The organism is Clostridium budayi (assembly GCF_055396605.1).
Genome location: NZ_AP042456.1, coordinates 720975 through 738779, shown reverse-complemented (window position 1 = coordinate 738779; position 17805 = coordinate 720975). Strand labels below are relative to the sequence as shown.

14 protein-coding genes and 1 riboswitch are annotated in these 17805 nt (G+C 28.0%); of the genes, 3 read left to right on the top strand and 11 right to left on the bottom strand.

The features are described from left to right. Window positions 1-77: 77 nt before the first annotated feature. Window positions 78-2732 (bottom strand): magnesium-translocating P-type ATPase, encoded by a 2655-nt coding sequence (gene mgtA, locus ACZ5TJ_RS03380; RefSeq protein WP_464201295.1) that lies wholly within the window; start codon window positions 2730-2732, stop codon window positions 78-80. An 89-nt stretch (window positions 2733-2821) separates the two neighbouring features. Continuing rightward, a riboswitch (M-box (ykoK) riboswitch) is annotated at window positions 2822-2981 on the bottom strand. A gap of 456 nt (window positions 2982-3437) precedes the next feature. Between mgtA and ACZ5TJ_RS03375 the strand changes: the two genes are divergently transcribed. Continuing rightward, entirely contained in the window at window positions 3438-4340 is a 903-nt protein-coding gene (locus ACZ5TJ_RS03375) for a peptidoglycan-binding protein (RefSeq protein ID WP_464201294.1), read from the top strand. Between the two features lie 56 nt (window positions 4341-4396). Here ACZ5TJ_RS03375 and ACZ5TJ_RS03370 read toward each other — a convergent pair whose 3' ends face one another. Next, window positions 4397-5806 carry a GH1 family beta-glucosidase gene (locus ACZ5TJ_RS03370; protein ID WP_464201292.1) on the bottom strand — a complete coding sequence of 470 codons (1410 nt, stop codon included), beginning with the start codon at window positions 5804-5806 and terminating at the stop codon, window positions 4397-4399. Between the two features lie 180 nt (window positions 5807-5986). Here ACZ5TJ_RS03370 and ACZ5TJ_RS03365 point away from each other — a divergent pair, with 180 nt between their 5' ends. Continuing rightward, window positions 5987-7186, top strand: a complete 1200-nt coding sequence (locus tag ACZ5TJ_RS03365; protein WP_464201291.1) for a CapA family protein — start codon at window positions 5987-5989, stop codon at window positions 7184-7186. A gap of 63 nt (window positions 7187-7249) precedes the next feature. Here the strand turns inward: ACZ5TJ_RS03365 and ACZ5TJ_RS03360 are convergent, their stop codons facing one another. From ACZ5TJ_RS03360 to ACZ5TJ_RS03335, 6 genes are all read right to left on the bottom strand, one after another. After that, window positions 7250-8512: a PTS ascorbate transporter subunit IIC gene (locus tag ACZ5TJ_RS03360; RefSeq protein WP_464201289.1), complete on the bottom strand. Its 1263-nt coding sequence runs from the start codon at window positions 8510-8512 to the stop codon at window positions 7250-7252. Window positions 8513-8608: 96 nt separating this feature from the next. Beyond that, window positions 8609-8893 (bottom strand): PTS sugar transporter subunit IIB, encoded by a 285-nt coding sequence (locus ACZ5TJ_RS03355; protein ID WP_039311348.1) that lies wholly within the window; start codon window positions 8891-8893, stop codon window positions 8609-8611. A 75-nt stretch (window positions 8894-8968) separates the two neighbouring features. Beyond that, entirely contained in the window at window positions 8969-9415 is a 447-nt protein-coding gene (locus tag ACZ5TJ_RS03350; RefSeq protein WP_464201287.1) for a PTS sugar transporter subunit IIA, read from the bottom strand. A 214-nt stretch (window positions 9416-9629) separates the two neighbouring features. Beyond that, a complete protein-coding gene (locus ACZ5TJ_RS03345) occupies window positions 9630-10553 on the bottom strand; it encodes a transketolase family protein (RefSeq protein ID WP_464201285.1) in 924 nt (307 codons plus the stop codon). Between the two features lie 12 nt (window positions 10554-10565). Beyond that, a complete protein-coding gene (locus ACZ5TJ_RS03340; protein WP_464201283.1) occupies window positions 10566-11384 on the bottom strand; it encodes a transketolase in 819 nt (272 codons plus the stop codon). A gap of 33 nt (window positions 11385-11417) precedes the next feature. Further along, window positions 11418-13553 carry a BglG family transcription antiterminator gene (locus ACZ5TJ_RS03335; RefSeq protein ID WP_464201281.1) on the bottom strand — a complete coding sequence of 712 codons (2136 nt, stop codon included), beginning with the start codon at window positions 13551-13553 and terminating at the stop codon, window positions 11418-11420. A gap of 289 nt (window positions 13554-13842) precedes the next feature. Here ACZ5TJ_RS03335 and ACZ5TJ_RS03330 point away from each other — a divergent pair, with 289 nt between their 5' ends. Beyond that, window positions 13843-14823 (top strand): LCP family protein, encoded by a 981-nt coding sequence (locus ACZ5TJ_RS03330; protein WP_464201279.1) that lies wholly within the window; start codon window positions 13843-13845, stop codon window positions 14821-14823. Window positions 14824-14884: 61 nt separating this feature from the next. On the opposite strand, the gene ACZ5TJ_RS03325 is transcribed toward ACZ5TJ_RS03330, so the two are convergent. The 3 genes from ACZ5TJ_RS03325 to ACZ5TJ_RS03315 form a co-directional block, all read right to left on the bottom strand. After that, complete coding sequence (locus ACZ5TJ_RS03325; protein WP_464201278.1) at window positions 14885-15922, bottom strand: aldose epimerase family protein; 1038 nt, start codon at window positions 15920-15922, stop codon at window positions 14885-14887. Between the two features lie 95 nt (window positions 15923-16017). Continuing rightward, window positions 16018-16782 (bottom strand): NADase-type glycan-binding domain-containing protein, encoded by a 765-nt coding sequence (locus ACZ5TJ_RS03320; RefSeq protein WP_464201276.1) that lies wholly within the window; start codon window positions 16780-16782, stop codon window positions 16018-16020. A gap of 157 nt (window positions 16783-16939) precedes the next feature. Further along, complete coding sequence (locus tag ACZ5TJ_RS03315; protein ID WP_464201274.1) at window positions 16940-17551, bottom strand: VanZ family protein; 612 nt, start codon at window positions 17549-17551, stop codon at window positions 16940-16942. Between the last annotated feature and the right edge of the window lie 254 nt (window positions 17552-17805).

The window sequence follows — 17805 nt, the reverse complement described above, 5'->3', positions numbered from 1 at the left end:
ACTTTTTCTCTTATTATTTTCAACAAAAAAGACTACATTAAAGTTAAGCTTTAATGTAGTCTTTTTTATAATTTTATTTATAATAATTCTTTATATTTTCCTATATATATTTTCTTAACTAATTGACATAATAACATATATGCTATTACTGTAATTATTAATATTCCAAAATATGAAGTGCTAAGCTTAGTCATTTGAAGGGCTCCTCCTAATGCTGTAAATGGTATTATTGTTCCAACAATTAATGCAATTACTGTCATTGCAATTACAGGAGAAGATGCTCTACTTTGAACAAATGGTATTTTCTTTGTACGTATCATATGAATTATTAACGTTTGTGTACATAAACTTTCTACAAACCATCCTGTATTAAATAGTGATACTAGATGTGGATTTGATGCACTACTACATCCATATACAAACCACATTACAAGGAATGTTGTTATATCGAATATTGAGCTTGTTGGTCCAAATATAACCATAAACCTTGCAATACTTGATGCATCCCACTTCCTTGGAACTTTTAAATAATCTTCATCCATGTTATCCCATGGTATTACTATTTGTGATATATCGTAAATTAAATTAAGAACTAAAATTTGTATTGGAAGCATTGGTAGAAATGGTAAAAATGCGCTTGCAACAAGTACACTTAACATATTCCCAAAGTTTGAACTAGTTGTCATCTTTATATATTTTATTATGTTACCAAAAGTTTTTCTACCTTCTAATACTCCACCTTCTAGAACCATTAAATCTTTTTCTAAAAGTATTATATCAGCAGATTCCTTTGCTATGTCAACGGCAGTATCAACTGAAATTCCAACATCAGCAGCTCTCATTGCGCCTGCATCATTTATTCCGTCCCCTAAAAATCCAACAGTATGTCCATTTTCTCTTAAAGAAGTAACTATACGTGTCTTTTGATTTGGTGATAACTTAGCAAAAATATCTGTTTCTTCTACTTTCTTTTGTAATTCTGAATCATCCATATGTTCTATTTCAGAGCCAAGTAAAATCTTTTTATTTTTAATTCCAACTTGACTACATACACATGCTGTTACAGCTTCATTGTCTCCAGTTAAAACTTTAACTCCTACCCCATAATCTTTTAATGCTTTAATTGCTTTTGTAGTTGTTTCTTTTGGAGGATCTAAAAAGCCCATATATCCCATAAGAACCATATCTTTTTCATCATTTACTGAAAACTCTTCTCTTCCTTCATTTTCAGTTTTTTGAGCTATTCCTATAACTCTCATACCTTCACTATTAAGCTTATTTACAGTTTTTATTATTTTTTCACGTATTTCCTTTGTAAGAGGAAGAACTTTCCCATCATCTTCTACGTAGCTTGATATATCAAGCATTTCCTCTATTGCACCTTTTGTTATTATTTGAATTTTAGAATTCTTATCTTTAAGAACAACAGACATCCTTTTACGTGAAAAATCAAATGGTATTTCATCTACTTTAACATACTTACCTTCAAGTTCTTTCATCCCATACTTAATTGCGTGATCTATTATAGCTAAGTCCATTAAATTTTTAAGACCTGTTTGATAATAACTATTTAAAAATCCATGTCTTAGAACTCTATCATCTGTCTTTCCATTTATATCTAAATGTCTTTCAAGAATTATTTTATCTTGTGTTAAAGTTCCAGTTTTATCTGTACATAAAATATCCATTGAACCAAAGTTTTGAATTGAATCTAATTTCTTTACTACAGTCTTTCTTTTTGCCATAGCATAAGCACCTTTTGCAAGGTTTGTTGTAACTATCATAGGTAACATTTCTGGTGTAATACCAACTGCCACTGATAATGCAAATAAAAAAGCTTGAAGCCAACTTCCTTTAGTAAATCCGTTTAAGAAAAATACTATAGGTACCATAATTGCCATGAACTTAATAAGAAGAAAGCTTACTTTATTTACTCCAATATCAAAGTTTGTTTTTACTTTTTTGCCTGTTAGTGATTTACCTATTTCTCCAAAGTATGTTCCATCTCCAGTTGTTATAACTAATGCTAATGCTGATCCACTTATTACATTAGTACCCATAAAAGCAAGGTTATTTAGTTCTAAAGGATTGTTATCTTTAGCTTCTTCATAACTTAATTCTCCACCAAATTTTTCAACCGGTTCTGATTCACCTGTTAAGGCAGATTGTCCAACAAATAAATCCTTTGCTCTAATAATTCTAACATCTGCTGGTATCATATCACCTGCTGCTAAATATACAATATCACCTGGTACTAACTCTTGAAGTGATATCTCTTTTCTACCATTTCTCTCTACATCTACTGTTGTATGTACCATAGCTTTAAGTTCTTCTGCTGCTTTACTTGATCTTAATTCTTGGACAAATCTAAGAACTCCACTTATTGTAACCATTATACAGATTATAACTACACTTGAATAATCCCTTTGATCTTTTGGAACTAATATTACATCTGTAAATAAAGATATTATTCCTAAAACAAATAATACTATAGTAAAAGGATTTATAAATGCTTCAAATAATTTCTTTCCTACTGAGTCTTTCTTTTCATGAGATATTTCATTTAACCCAAATTGATCTCTTAACATCTCAACTTTACTTTCATCTAATCCTTTTTCTGATGTATCCATTTTTAAATACAATTGCTCTATATTTGTTCTACTTGCATCCATTAATCTTTCTTTGGCTACAGATAATTTTTTTCTTTTTTTTGTATCCTTTCTTAATTCCATTTTTTCACCTCCAAAAAAAATCTCTTATCATAGGCATAACTTAAACCTATGATAAGAGAAGCTAATTATATAAAGTATTAAAACTAAAAAATCATAATCATACGTTCAAGCTTTAGCATCGCAGGGCGATGAAATTGCATTAGAATATGCCTTAATACCGACATACACTGCTAACCTTCTCATAATGTCTCCATTATTTTGCGGTAGCAACCCTTATCCCTGCGGTAGCCTCACCTACCGTTTTTCTTCTTTGCTTGTCTTTTACGAGTATAGTCCTTTGGATTATGTAAATCAATAAACAATTAAAGAAGATTTTGTTAACTTTAATATATGAAAAATTATTTATTTTTTGCTTTTCCCTGAATTTCTGGAACTTCCCTTACCTCATTTTTCTTTGGGCTTTCAAATCTTTTACTATTCCATGATGATTGTTGATCTTTTTTAGCCATAATTTTCACCTCCTAAAATCTTTATAATAAGTTTCTGTAAATTAAGAGTTTATTATTCATAGCATTATTTTATTATTAATATATTTTGAATTATTTTACAGTATTTATATTTGTAAAATTTTAGTTTTCGGAAAAATATGCATATATAAAAATTAAATGATATTTAAATAAATTTTTATTATGTAACACTTTTAGTTAATTCACATATTATATAATTGTATGAATTAACTAAAGTTAAGGAAAGGTGAGATATTAAATGAAAATTGCTGTAAGAGGTGGCCATAACTTCAACGTACCAGGTTCACATGGACTTATAGACGAAACTACTGAAGGTAGAAAAATTAAAGATTCCTTAATTAAATATTTGAAATCAATTGGTCATAATGTATTAGATGTAACCCCACCAGATTCTTATAACACTTCTATTTCAGATTTATCCTATGGAGTAAACAAAGCCAACTCATGGGATGCTGATCTTTTCATAAGTTGTCATTTTAATAACGCTTATTCAAGCTATAATGGCGCTCTTGGATCAGAAGTTTTAGTCTATGATTCTAGTTTCAAAGAAGCAAATTCTGTAATGGCTGCATTAGCTTCCCTTGGTTTTAAAAACAGAGGCGTTAAGGCAAGACCTACTTTGTATGAACTAAGAAATACAACAATGCCTGCTATGATTATTGAAACTTGTTTTGTGGAAGCTACAGAAGATGTTGCTCTTTACAAAAGATTAGGTCCCGATTTAATTTCAAAAACTATAGCCGAATATATCTCTGGTAAAAAAGTTCCTTCTAAACCTGACAATAATACTCCTGACACTTCTAATAAAGAACTTTGGGAAGTATCTATAAGTGGTGAGATTGTTAAAGAACTTCAAAGAGAATTAAATATTCAAGCAAATGCAAATTTAGTAGTTGACGGTTACTTTGGCACCGAAACTTTAAATAAATGTATTATTGTTATGGAAGGTGCTAGTGGTAATTTAACTAAAATAATTCAAAAAAGACTTATTGCTCTTAACTATTCATTAGGAGCATATGGTGCTGATGGAGTATTTGGTTCATCTACTAAAAATGCTATTATTAAATTCCAAAAAGACAGAAAGTTAACTGCTGACGGAATAGTTGGCAAAGATACTTGGCGAGAACTATTAAAAAAATAAAAAAATTGCCCCGAAACTTTTACTTATAAGTCTCGGGGCTTTTATATTAATGAAATTTATAGATCTTCTCCTCTTGTTTCTATTACGTTTTTATACCAATAGAATGATGCTTTTTTCTTTCTCTCTAAATTATTTTTATGGTCAACATATATAAAGCCATATTGCTTTTTATATCCATTAAGCCAGCTTAATAAATCAATTACTGACCATGCGTAATATCCTTTTAAATTAATACCTTCTTTAATTGCTTCTTTTACAACCTTTAAATGTTCTTCTATAAACTTAATTCTTGGAATATCCATTACTTCACCTTCAATTATTGGATCTTCATCTCCAAGACCATTCTCAGTAATATATAATTTAACATCACCATATCTATCTTTTAGCATTCTAAGACCATCTAAGAAACCTTCTGGTGATATCTCCCACCCCCATTTAGTATATTTCTTATCATCCATTACTACAGTTTTATAGAAACCATCAAATGATACATTTCCAGAAGCACCTGTAGAACTTTCTCTTGTATGTTCTATATTTTCTACAGCTTCATAATTTCTTTCAACTCTTTGTGGCTGATAATAATTAAGTCCCATAAAGTCATTTTTATCTGCATTATCTTTTAATATTTGAAGTTCTTCTTCAGTCCAATCAGGCACAGTATTTCTTTTCTCTAATTCTTTAACTACATACTCTGGGTATTCTCCTTTTAAAATAGGATCATAATACCAATAAGTATCATAATTGTTTGCACGTTCTGCTGCAAGCTTATTATCCTCTTTATCATCAACTGGGAATGCTGGATTAAATACATTTGTTATTCCAATTTCTCCATATTGTTTTAAGCTCTTATATAAACCAACTGTTTTAGCATGTGAAACAAATACATTGTGTATAGCATCAAAGTATTTCTTTTCATCATTTTCTATAGCTGGTGGATGTGCCCCTAACATATATCCTAATTTACAAAATACAATTGTTTCATTAAATGTTATCCAATGCTTAACTCTATCACCAAAAGCATTAAAACAAACATTTGCATAATTTACAAATGCATCTATTGTTTTTTTATTTGTCCATCCGCCTTGTTCTTCTAATGCTTGTGGTAAATCCCAGTGATATAATGTTACAAATGGTACTATTCCGTATTTTAAACATTCATTAATTAAATTATTATAAAACTCTATCCCTTTAGGATTTACTTCTCCTACTCCATTTGGAAGTATTCTTGCCCATGAAATTGAAAATCTATATGACTCTAATCCCATTTCAGCCATTAATTTTACGTCTTCTTTATATCTATTATAATGGTCAACTGCTACATCACCATTTGTTCCTTCAAATGTCTTCCCTGGAATTTTAGAAAATACATCCCAGTTCGAAAGTCCTTTACCATCCTTATCCCATGCACCTTCTACTTGATACGATGCAGAGGCTGCTCCAAATAAAAAATCATATGGAAATTTCATAATATTCTCCTCCCTTTAACCTTCACTTTTATAAATTTATAAGAATAATATAAATTTATAGGTATGAATTTATATTATTATGATACTACATTTAAAATTCTTTGTAAACCTATTCCCTAATTATTATAAATATATTATGCTATAATAATTACTGACAAAATTTATAAGGAGAGGGTACTTTTGAGTAAAAAGAGAAATAATATTAATTTTTACAGGAAAAATAATAAGAAAAAAAAGCTACATAGAAGATTTGTGCGAAACAGAATAATTTTTGCATTAATACTTATTTTAATAATAGGCGAAGCTTATTATGGTATAAACAAATATATTACAAATAAAAAAGAAGCTGCTAAAAATGAAGAATTATTAGCAAAAGAAAATGAAGAAAAAAATACTACTAAAGATGAAGAAGTAAAAAAAGAACCTAAAGATATTGTTTTAACTATGGCTGGAGATTTTACATTAGGAACTGATGATACGTTTAATAAATCTACTAGTCTTCCAGCTGCTGTTTCTAACTCTGGTAATGATTTTTCTTACTTACTTAAAAATGTTAGAAAAGTATTTGAAGATGATGACTATACTCTAGTTAATTTAGAAACAACATTTACAGATTCAACTCAGAAAAAAGACAAAGGTGATGCTATACAATTCCACTTTAAAGGACCTAAATCTTATGCTAAAATACTAACTTCATCATCAATTGAAGGAGTAACTATTGCAAATAATCACATTTATGATTATGGAGCTCAAGGTTTTAATGACACTGTAAAAACTCTTCAAGATAATAAAGTAGATATAACTGGCGAAGGTCATAAAATAGTAACTGAAATTAAAGGAATTAAATTTGGATTCTTAGGATATCAAGCTTGGGATAATAGTGATAAGACTAAAGAAAAGATTAAAAACGATATAGAATCTTTAAAAAATGATGGTGTTAAAATAGTTATACCTTACTTCCACTGGGGTTATGAAAAAGCTACTAAACCATCTCCTTATCAAGTTGATCTTGCACACTTTGCTATAGATTCTGGTGCTGATATGGTTGTTGGTTCACACTCACATGTTATTCAACCATTAGAAGATTATAAGGGTAAATTAATTGCTTATTCGCTTGCTAATTTCTGCTTTGGTGGGAATTCAAATCCTCAAGATATGAGAACATTTATATTAAAAGCTAAGCTTAATTTTATAGGTGATGAGCTTTCTAACATGGAATATGAAGTACTTCCTGCTACTATTTCATCAGTATCAAATAAAAATGATTATGTTCCAACTCTTGCAACTGGAACTAAGGGGGCTAATATTCTTAAGTATATGAATGAATTATCTCCAACTCTTAAAGGTAAAATATCAGACAAATATTTTAAATTACAATAAAGTTTTAAACATAAAGAAAGTGACTAAGGTTAACCTTAGTCACTTTTATTTTCTTATAATATCTTATAGAGTAAATATTGCTACTATCTTTGCAATTATTATACCTATTACTCCGAAGTCTGCGTCACTAAATGTTGTTCCTGTATATCCTAAGCTGCTTAGTGATGGTAATAATAAGGCTGGTAAGAATGTTATTAAAAGACCATTTGCAAATGCTCCAAATATTGCACCTCTCTTACCTCCTGTAGCATTACCGAATACCCCTGCTGTTGCTCCACAGAAGAAATGTGGTACAACTCCTGGTAAAATTACTGGTGCTTTTAATGCTATTAATATAAACATTCCAACTATTCCACCAACAAAGCTTGATAAGAATCCAATTAAAACTGCATTTGGTGCATAAGGGAATACAACTGGACAGTCTAATGCTGGTTTTGCATTTGGTACAAGTTTCATTGCTATTCCTCTAAAAGCTGGTACTATTTCACCAAGTATTAATCTAACACCTGCAAGTATTACATATACTCCACCTGCGAATGTTATAGCTTGTACTATTGAGAATACTATAAAGTTTTGTCCTCCGCTTAATTGTCCTTCAACATATTCAGGACCTGCTGCAACTGCAACTATTAAGTATAATATAAGCATTGTTAAACTAATTGCAACTGAAGTATCTCTTAAGAATGTTAATCCTTGAGGTACATTCATTTCTTCTGTTGATTTTGATCCTTTTCCAACTAATTTACCAACTCCTGCTGATAAAAGATATCCAACTGTTCCAAAGTGACCAAATGCTATATCATCTACACCTGTTATTTTTCTCATTACAGGTTGTGCAAGTGCTGGCATAAGTGCCATAATAAGGCCTAAAAGTAATGATCCAACTATTACAAGTGGTACTCCATTTATTCCACCCGCTATTAATAAAGCTGCAAGCATACATGCCATATATAAAGTATGGTGTCCTGTTAAGAATATATATTTTAACTTAGTATATCTAGCTATTAATATATTAACAAGCATTCCAAGTGCCATTATTAGTGCTGTTTGAGTACCATAATCAACTAATCCCATTCCGACTATAGCTTCGTTATTTGGAACAATCCCTGTAATTCCAAATCCATATTCAAACATCTTACCAAAGGCATCTAAAGCTCCAGTAACAATTGTAGCTCCTCCACCAAGTACTAAGAATCCCATTATTGTTTTAATAGTTCCTGTTATACAATCAGATACAGATTTTTTTTGAAATATAAGTCCGATTAAAGCAACAAATCCAACTAATATTGCTGGTGTGCTTAATATATCTAGTAAAAATTTTAACATAGCTCTGATTCATCTCCCCATTAAATATTTAATTATGTATAGTGCAGAGCTAAGTCTAATTTTAAGACTTAGCATCTGCTATATTTTTATTAAATACTATATAATATTTTTCTTCTTTAATGCTTCAGTTAATTTTTCTTTTAATTCATTCATGTCTATCATGTTGTTTAATGAAACAACTTCTCCACCTAATCCTTCTAGTCTAACAGCAATGTCTTTAGTTCCTACATATATATCTGCATTACTTCCTTTTGCTGATGAAAGGTCTGAATGACTTAAATCTACACCTTTAACTCCAAGTTCATTTAATACCTTTTCTATATTCATTTCGATCATAAAACTACTTCCAAGTCCACTTCCACAACATACTAATATTTTCATAACAATTACCTCCTAAAATACCTTTTATTTTTATATGTCTTTATATTTTTTAAATTTTTTATGTCTTTTTATATTTTAATTATACTTTTGTATAATTTTATATACTTCATTTTGATTGTTAGCTTCTAAAATTCCATTTAAATCTTCTGTGTTCATAAACATCTCCATTAAACTAGATAACAATTCTAAGTGGTTCTCATTATCTTTAGCTGCTAGTGTAACAACTAATTTTACTGGATCATTTTGTTCATTTCCAAAGTTTAAAGGTTTATCTAAAGTTAATATGCTTATGCCAGTCTCATTAACTCCCCCCTCTGGTCTTGCATGTGATAATACAATTCCAGGAGCTATCACCATATAAGGTCCAAGTTCTTTAAAGTTATTTATTATTGCATCTTTATAACGATCTTCAACAATTCCCTTACTTTCTAAAAGTTCTACTCCAACTCCTATTGCGTCTTTCCAGTTATCACATTTTTCATTTACTTTTATAACATCTTGAGTGACTAATTCTCCTAACATGACCTTTCCCCTTAACTAATTTTTATTTCCTTAAGTTAATTCCCTTAACTTGATTTTATTATATTATTTCTAAAAAGGTTTTTGAATAGGTTTACATGACCTTCTATGTCAAATTAAAATTGAAATATTGAACTAATAAACCATTTTCTAATTAATGCTTTAAACTATAAAAGGAAGTGCTTACATTAGACACTTCCTTTTACTTATATACTAATTAAAAGTTTATAACTTCTTTGCATTTCTTTACTATATCTTCACTATCCATACCATATTTATTTGATAAAAATTTCATACTTCCAACTTCGCCAAAGTGATCATTAACACCTATTGCTTTAATAACAGCTGGTACTTCACTACATGAAATTTCACAAATTGAACTATATAATCCACCAATAATATTATGATTTTCACAAGTTACTGCTCTCTTAGTCTTTTTAAGTGACTTAATAACAAGATCTTTATCTATTGGTTTAATACTATGAAGTGCTACAACTTCAGCACTAATTCCTTCATTTTTAAGAAGCTTATGAGCTTCTAATGCCTTACTTGTCATAATTCCTGTTGTAAATATAGTGACATCTGTTCCTTCTCTTAAAACATTACCTCTAAGAAGCTCAAAATTATTATCCTCTTCATATACTTTAGGAACTTCTTTTCTTGGCATTCTAATATATACAACACCTTCATAATTTACAGTTTCAATTAAAACTTTTCTAAGTTCAACTTCATCACAAACATCAATAATAGTAACTCCTGGAATACTTCTTAAAACTCCAATATCCTCAAAACTCATATGAGTTCCACCATTTAACTCTGATGCAATACCAGCATCTGTTCCAATTATTTTTATATTTTGTTTTGCATAGCTCATTGATATTGCAATTTGATCACATATTCTTCTTGTTGAAAATGCAGTAAATGTACAAATATATGGATTCATTCCATATGCACTCATACCAGCTGCCATGCTTGCCATATTCTGCTCACTTATTCCTGTATCAAAGGCTCTTTCTGGAAACATTTTTCTAAGTGGCATAGTTCCATTAGCTTCTGCTAAATCCGCATCCATAAAAACTATATTATCATTTTGACTCATAAGTTCTGTCATTGTATCACATAAAACTTTTCTCATTTCCATAATAAATACCTCCTACATTAAATCCTCTATTGCTTTTTTCATTTCTTCATCAGTAAGTCCCATACTATGGCTCTTATATCCTGAGTCTTCTATTACCTTTACACCTTTTCCTTTTATTGTGTCTAATACAATTAAACTAGGCTTATCTTGTTTCTTTCCTTTTTCTATAGCATTATGAATCTCTTCCAAGTCATGTCCATTAACAGTTTGAGTAAACCATCCAAATGCTTCCCACTTCTTATCAATTGGGTCCATTTTCACAATATCATTTAATATTCCATCTAATTGCATTTTATTATAATCAACAAATACAATTAAATTATTAAGTTTAAAATTTGGCGCTGCAAGAGCTGCTTCCCAAACTTGTCCTTCATCACATTCTCCATCTCCAATTATGCAATAAATATATGCGTTATCTTTTTTAATCTTTGATGCTTTTGCCATACCAACTGCACAACTGATACCTTGTCCTAATGATCCTGTTGTCATATCAATTCCATTAGTTTTATTCATATCACAATGACTTGGAAGAAGTGTATTTTCCTTATTTAATGTAAGTAAATCTTCTTCTTTTATATATCCCTTATCTGCTAATGTTGCATAAAGTGCTGGACCTGCATGTCCTTTTGATAATACAAGTCTATCTCTACCTTCCATTTTAGGTTTATTAACATCAATATTCATTTCCTTATTATATAAAAGAACTAAAACTTCAACTATTGAAAGACTACCACCATAATGGCCTTTTCCTACACTATGTATTTCCTCAATTATAAGTCTTCTAACCTTTTTACATTTTTCAGTTAAAACTAGTATTTCTTCTTTTTTCATATACTTTTCCTCCTTATAAATAAATTTAAATTTTTAATTTCTTTTATATTTAGTAAATATATCTAAAACCTCATCTTTTGAAGAAGCACTTTTAAGCTTTTTTAAGTCTGATTGGTTATTTATAATATCCATAAATTCTAATAATGCATTTAAGTGAGATTCTTTATCCTTAGTTGCAAATGTTAATACTATCTTTACTGGATCATTAAACTCACTATTAAACTTAATTGGATATTTTAAGTTTATAAAACTCATTGAAGTCTCATTTATCTCATCTTTTAAATCTGCATGAGCTAAACATATACCTGGTGCAATTACCATATATGCTCCTAATTCTTTTAAATTTTTTATTATTTCTTTTCCATACTTTTCTGTAACATAATTTTTTTCTTCTAAAGGCTTAACTCCATGCATAATGACATCTTCATAATCTTTGCAATTTAGCTTAAGATCTATCATATCCTTCTTTATAAAATCAATTAATGATAGCTTTTTCTTTTTCTTTGGTTTCTTCTCTTCTTTTCTTTTTATCTCATAAAGTATTTCATATTTTAACTGTTCTTCATCTTTTACGGCACAATGTTTTTTTATTGTATCCATAATACGATTAACAATTTCTATTTCATTATCTTTCTTATCATTTTTGATCTTGCCTAGAAGATTTTTTTCAAGCTTCAAGTAATCATTTTCACTCATAAGTGGACTTACCTTTATATACTCTTTTTCTGAAAGGGATGGTATATCTATAGTACTGATTACATAATCACAATTTTTAATTAAATTTCTATCAATATTTCTACTAGCATATGTTCCTACAATTTCTACATGGAATCTTTCACATATACTAGCCCCAATCATTTTTGAAGTACCAATGCCTGTCCCACAAACAATTATAACTTTTGCCTTTTTACTTTTTCTTTCATTATATTGTCTAAGAGCAGCTGCATAATGAAGCACTATATAAGATACTTCATGCTCACCAAGCTTTGATCCTATAAATTCTTCTAAGTACTTACTAGCAACTTGTACTTTTTTAAATAATTCTTCGTGTTTTATCTTTATTTCATCAAATAATGGATTAACAAGTCTTGATCCATATTTAATTCTATAAATAGATGGTCTTAAATGAAGAATAAGTCCTTCTATTAGCCCCTTTCTCTCTTCATTAAAACTTATATTATAAAATGTCTCTATATACTCAGTCATAGAATTTATAACATTATAAAGATCACTTTCTTCATATTTACTATCATAATCAATACTATCTTTTAAAACTTTAGCCCCTAAAAGATGTATAACTATATAATTAGCTTCTTCTTTTGGAACTTTTATATTGTAGTGACTTTCTATTTTAGCTATTATTCCTTTAGCCACTTCATATTCCTTTGTTTCAAGAACAAAATCCTCATTTACATTAGGTAAATAAATGCTCTTATTAAGCTGAATTCTTTTAATCATTATTGCTAAATGGGTAATGAGTCCCCCATATGCTTCATCACTAAATTCTCTTTTTAGTTCAAATTCAGCACGTTTTATTAATCCATCTATAAAATCTATATCAATATCTGAGAATAACGTATCAAACTGAAGATTATTAATTTTTGATTGAATCGTTTTTCTTGAAACATAATTTAATAAATCTTCTGATGAAATTGTCTTTGATAATATATTTCCTGCTGCATTTCTTTTATCTATCTCATCACCTTTAACTAATAACCCAACCTTTGGTTTTCTTATTAGCTCTAAATTGTACTTTTTAAGCCAGTTGCCTATATAATCTAATTCTTTTAATAAAGTATTTCTTGATACACATAACTTCTCTTCAAAGTATTTTATTTTTATAGCAATACTTGCTTGCAAAAGCTTTAATAACATATATTCAAATCTTTCTTCTTTTGAATATACATATTTATATGGAGTATATTCTCCTGCAAATTTATGTACAAACTTCTTTAACTTAGGGTCATTTGAAACCTTGACTCCTTTTCTATATTTTTTATCTAAATAATCAAATCCATTTTTAACTAAGAAGTCTTCAATTTTATCTATTTTATATCTAATTGCCCTATTAGTAACTTTATATTCTTTCGCTATTTCTTCTATTTCAACATAATCATCTCTTTCTATGAGATACTGTAATATCCGTATACAATCTTTGTTTAATTCCATATATATAACCTCATTTTCACTGCTTATACTATTCCATTTTCTTTCTTATAACTTAATTATATATTTAACTGTTACAAAAAACATATTTTATATGTAATATTCCTTTCTCTTTAAAAGGGAAATTTTAAACTATTTAAAGTATTATTATTAATATTTCCTTAACTTTACATTATATATTAGTAATGATAAAATTTTCTTGTATACGCTTTAGTGCGATATATTAAATACTTAAAGATAAAAACATTAGGTAATACCTTTATTACCTACCATATTTGAAAGGAGATTTTTTATGGGGGATGTAAATAATACACCTAAGATTAAAAAGAAAATGGCTACATGGAAAAAAGTTGTTATTGGAATTGTAATTATTGCAATAATATTTATAGCTGGTGGAATGGGATATGTTTACCACTTAGTTAGTAAGACCAATCATGTGGAACTTAATAAAGACAACTTAGGAATTGAGCAAGATGCAGCTAATGAATCAAAGGAAGATGGAATAATAAATATAGCATTATTTGGTGTAGATGCTCCTCAAGGACAAGCCGGTAGATCTGATGCTGATATGATTCTTACTATTGATAAAAAGCATAATAAAGTTAAGCTTACTTCTATAATGAGAGACTCATATGTAGATGTTAAAGGTCATGGAATGACAAAGCTTACTCATGCTTACGCTTATGGTGGTCCTGAACTTGCTTTAAATACTTTAAATACTAATTTTAATTTAGCACTTGATAAATTTATAACTGTAAACTTTACTTCACTTCCAAAAATAATAGATACTTTAGGTGGAATACCTGTTGATATTACAGTTGGAGATTTAAAATATATAAATGGTTATATAGATAATTTAAATAGAATTGATAAAACTAATGCTTCTCATATAACTAAAACTGGAGAACAAACATTAAATGGAATCCAAGCTCTTGCATATTGCAGAATTAGATATGATGGTGGAGACCAAAGAAGAACTCAAAGACAAAGAACAATATTAGAAGGTGTGTTTAAAAAAGTTAAGGCTATGCCTGCAACAGACTATCCTAAACTTTTAGATGAATTACTACCATATGTTACAACTAACATTTCAACAACTGAGTTTTTATCACTTGGAAAAGATGTTTTAAGTACTAATGCTTCTTCAATGATAGAACGTAAAGTACCTTGTGATAATCATGAAAAAGGTATGATGCTTAAAGGAGTTTATTATATGAACTTTGACCTTAAAGCAGAAACTGAAGAATTACACGATTTTATATTTAATAGTTAATAAAAATACCACTAGGAATCTAATGGGTTGTACCATTTTCCTAGTGGTATTACTTTTTATATTATTCTGTTAAGAATGTATACTTTGTATATTTAGAATATTTATCTTCTTTTTTTAGATATGACATTTCTTTAAAAGCTTCATTATATCCAATTGGTGGTGCTTGTGTCTCTAAGCATATTGCCATTCTTTCTTTTGGAGTTATATCTCCTTTAAGCTTTAAATCATTATAATAGTTCATTGAATAAATGACTACACTTTCTTGATTAGTTTCAACCTTTAATACTCTTCCACTCTCTTCATCTTTTAAAATAATTTCTTTTTCTTCATTAAGTAAAAATGGATGATCGTATCCATTTCCTAATTTTATTTGATAGTCTTCTGAATTTATATCTTTAGAAATCTTCTTAAACTCATTAAAATCAAATGGAGTATTATTTGTTTTAATAATCTTTCCTGTAACTCCACCATTCTCATCTATTTCTAAAAAGCTATCTGAATTAATTTTTAAACTATGATTTAATATATCTCTCTTATAATTTCCACTTAAATTAAAATAACTATGATTTGTAATATTCATTAAAGTATCTTCATTTGTTTCTCCAAATACTTTAAAGAAAAACTCATTTTTATTATTTAATTCATATATTACTTTAACCTTTAAATCACCTGGATAATTCTCTTCTAGAGCTTTAGATACTAAACTAAGCTCTACACCTAAGCTTTCTTCATTATGAAATTCTTTTACATCCCATATTTTTTTATCAAAACCTACATTTCCACCATGTCCTGAATTTACCCCATAATTTTTATTAAGCTTATATAGCTTTCCATTTATAGTTACTTCACCTTTATCAATTCTTCCAGCAGTTCTACCAATTATAGCTCCATAGTATGATGGATTAGTATAATAATTTTTAAAATCATCAAAAGATAATACTATATTTTCTAAATTGCCATCTCTATCTGGTGTAGTAATATTTGTTATAATTCCACCTAAATTCAATATAGAGATACTAATATTATTCTCGTTTGTCAAAGTATATTCTATAATATCTTTGCCATTATAATTGTCTATAACTTTACTTTTAACATTCACATAAACCATCTCCCTTTTACCATATATATAAGATTATATATTAGGTACTCGCTTTATGTAAATATTTTCAAAGAGGAAATTTTATAATTTCTTTTTTAAATTTTTGCACTTTGTAATTTTTCATCTGGATCGTATCCAACAGCTCTTATTTCTGATATACATGTATCATCATATTTGTTTCCATAGTAAACATCATAAATAGTCATTCCTACATAAGGTGTTTTTATTCCTTTACCTAAATCTATTTCCTGCTCTCCCATTACTCCATCTTGTAATTTAAAATCTTTGATCTCTCCATCTCCAAAATCTAATCTTAATACTCTAACTCTATTGTTAGCATAATATAATCTTTCAGATTTAGCAGATCCATTTATTATGTATAATTTTTTTACAACCTTGTCTTTATTAAAATCAATTCTTATAAATTGTTCTATTCCAGGGCCTTCTATCCCTTCAGCCCATATTGTATTACTCTTTCTATCAATAAGATTATATGGACTATAATCTACTCCAGTTCCATCTTCTAATACTGATGATGCATAAACTTTATATATAGGTAAAGTCCTATCTAAACTGTTTTCTTCCTTTTTCTTTGGCTTTTCTGCTTCTTTAGATTTATCAGAATCGTCTTTACTTATATCATTAGTTTTCTCTTCAGCTTTCTTATTTTCTTCATTTTCCTTAAGATTGTTATCATTATCATCCCCTTTTGCTAATGATTTCTTAAGTTCTTCTTCAGCCTTAATCTTAGCCTTATTATTTATCATTTCAATTGTTAATTCTGAAGCTATAGTAATGACACATAATATTACTATTATTATTGCTACTATTTTTTTAGTTTTAGTACTTATTTTTACCACCTCTTATAATTGATGTTTATAACTTTTTGTCCATATTGTACATTTAATATTTTATAATAAACTTTAATAATATTAGGTGAATTTTATGTTAACATTATTTTCATATAAAAAGGATTCACCTAAAATTTAAGTGAATCCTTATTAATATATAAACCTACTAAATCTTTTTATACTTATTATAAATACTAAGTCCAATAGTAAATCCTAAAGTATTCATTATTATATCATTAGTATCAAATGTACCTGTTTTTGTTAATGCTTGAGTAATTTCTACAGAAACTATATATATAATAAAAAACAATACTGCTATTTTATTTCTTGGATTAAGCTTTTCTTTAATATATACTCCTATAGGAACATACATAAAAATATTTCCAAAAATATTTATTATTCCACCCAATATATCACATTTTATTTCCGTAAGTGAATCTATTGGATTTATTGTATATGAATGATAATTTAGTTTTGCTTTAAAAAACGTTATTGCTATTAAAAATAATATATATACTATTATAAAGCCATCTATATATTTAGAGATTTTTTCTTTATCTATCAATACATTTAAACCTATATATATTGTAAATGCTACTAAACTTATAAATGATATTTTAATAATTATATTATTTTCATATTTAAGTTTCTGAAACCATATAGGATAGATTAATTTATCATTTATTATTACTGAAAAAATTATTCCTACTATTATATATAGTTGATTTTTAAAACTATTTTTTGATTTTATATTTTTGCTTTCTCTATTACTTCTCATAATTAATAATCCCCTTTTTATATCTATTATTAATTATAATGGTATCTTATTACTTATAAGTGACAAAAATATTAGTTTTAGTTAATTTCTTATACTTTAGATTATTTAACCGATAAAAAAATGTAGTATTTTCCATTATATTTTTTTCTAAATTAGCTCCTACTATTATTAAATATAGTATAAAAAATGCCTCAAAGTTATGAATAGATAATAACCTATATCATACCTTTGAGGCAGTAATTTAGTTAAGTATT

Coding starts and splice junctions, on each gene's coding strand:
- mgtA (WP_464201295.1), bottom strand. CDS start 2,732: ATGGAATTAAGAAAGGATACAAAAAAAAGAAAAAAATTATCTGTAGCC.
- ACZ5TJ_RS03375 (WP_464201294.1), top strand. CDS start 3,438: ATGAAAATTGCTGTAAGAGGTGGCCATAACTTCAACGTACCAGGTTCA.
- ACZ5TJ_RS03370 (WP_464201292.1), bottom strand. CDS start 5,806: ATGAAATTTCCATATGATTTTTTATTTGGAGCAGCCTCTGCATCGTAT.
- ACZ5TJ_RS03360 (WP_464201289.1), bottom strand. CDS start 8,512: ATGTTAAAATTTTTACTAGATATATTAAGCACACCAGCAATATTAGTT.
- ACZ5TJ_RS03355 (WP_039311348.1), bottom strand. CDS start 8,893: ATGAAAATATTAGTATGTTGTGGAAGTGGACTTGGAAGTAGTTTTATG.
- ACZ5TJ_RS03350 (WP_464201287.1), bottom strand. CDS start 9,415: ATGTTAGGAGAATTAGTCACTCAAGATGTTATAAAAGTAAATGAAAAA.
- ACZ5TJ_RS03345 (WP_464201285.1), bottom strand. CDS start 10,553: ATGGAAATGAGAAAAGTTTTATGTGATACAATGACAGAACTTATGAGT.
- ACZ5TJ_RS03340 (WP_464201283.1), bottom strand. CDS start 11,384: ATGAAAAAAGAAGAAATACTAGTTTTAACTGAAAAATGTAAAAAGGTT.
- ACZ5TJ_RS03335 (WP_464201281.1), bottom strand. CDS start 13,553: ATGGAATTAAACAAAGATTGTATACGGATATTACAGTATCTCATAGAA.
- ACZ5TJ_RS03330 (WP_464201279.1), top strand. CDS start 13,843: ATGGGGGATGTAAATAATACACCTAAGATTAAAAAGAAAATGGCTACA.
- ACZ5TJ_RS03315 (WP_464201274.1), bottom strand. CDS start 17,551: ATGAGAAGTAATAGAGAAAGCAAAAATATAAAATCAAAAAATAGTTTT.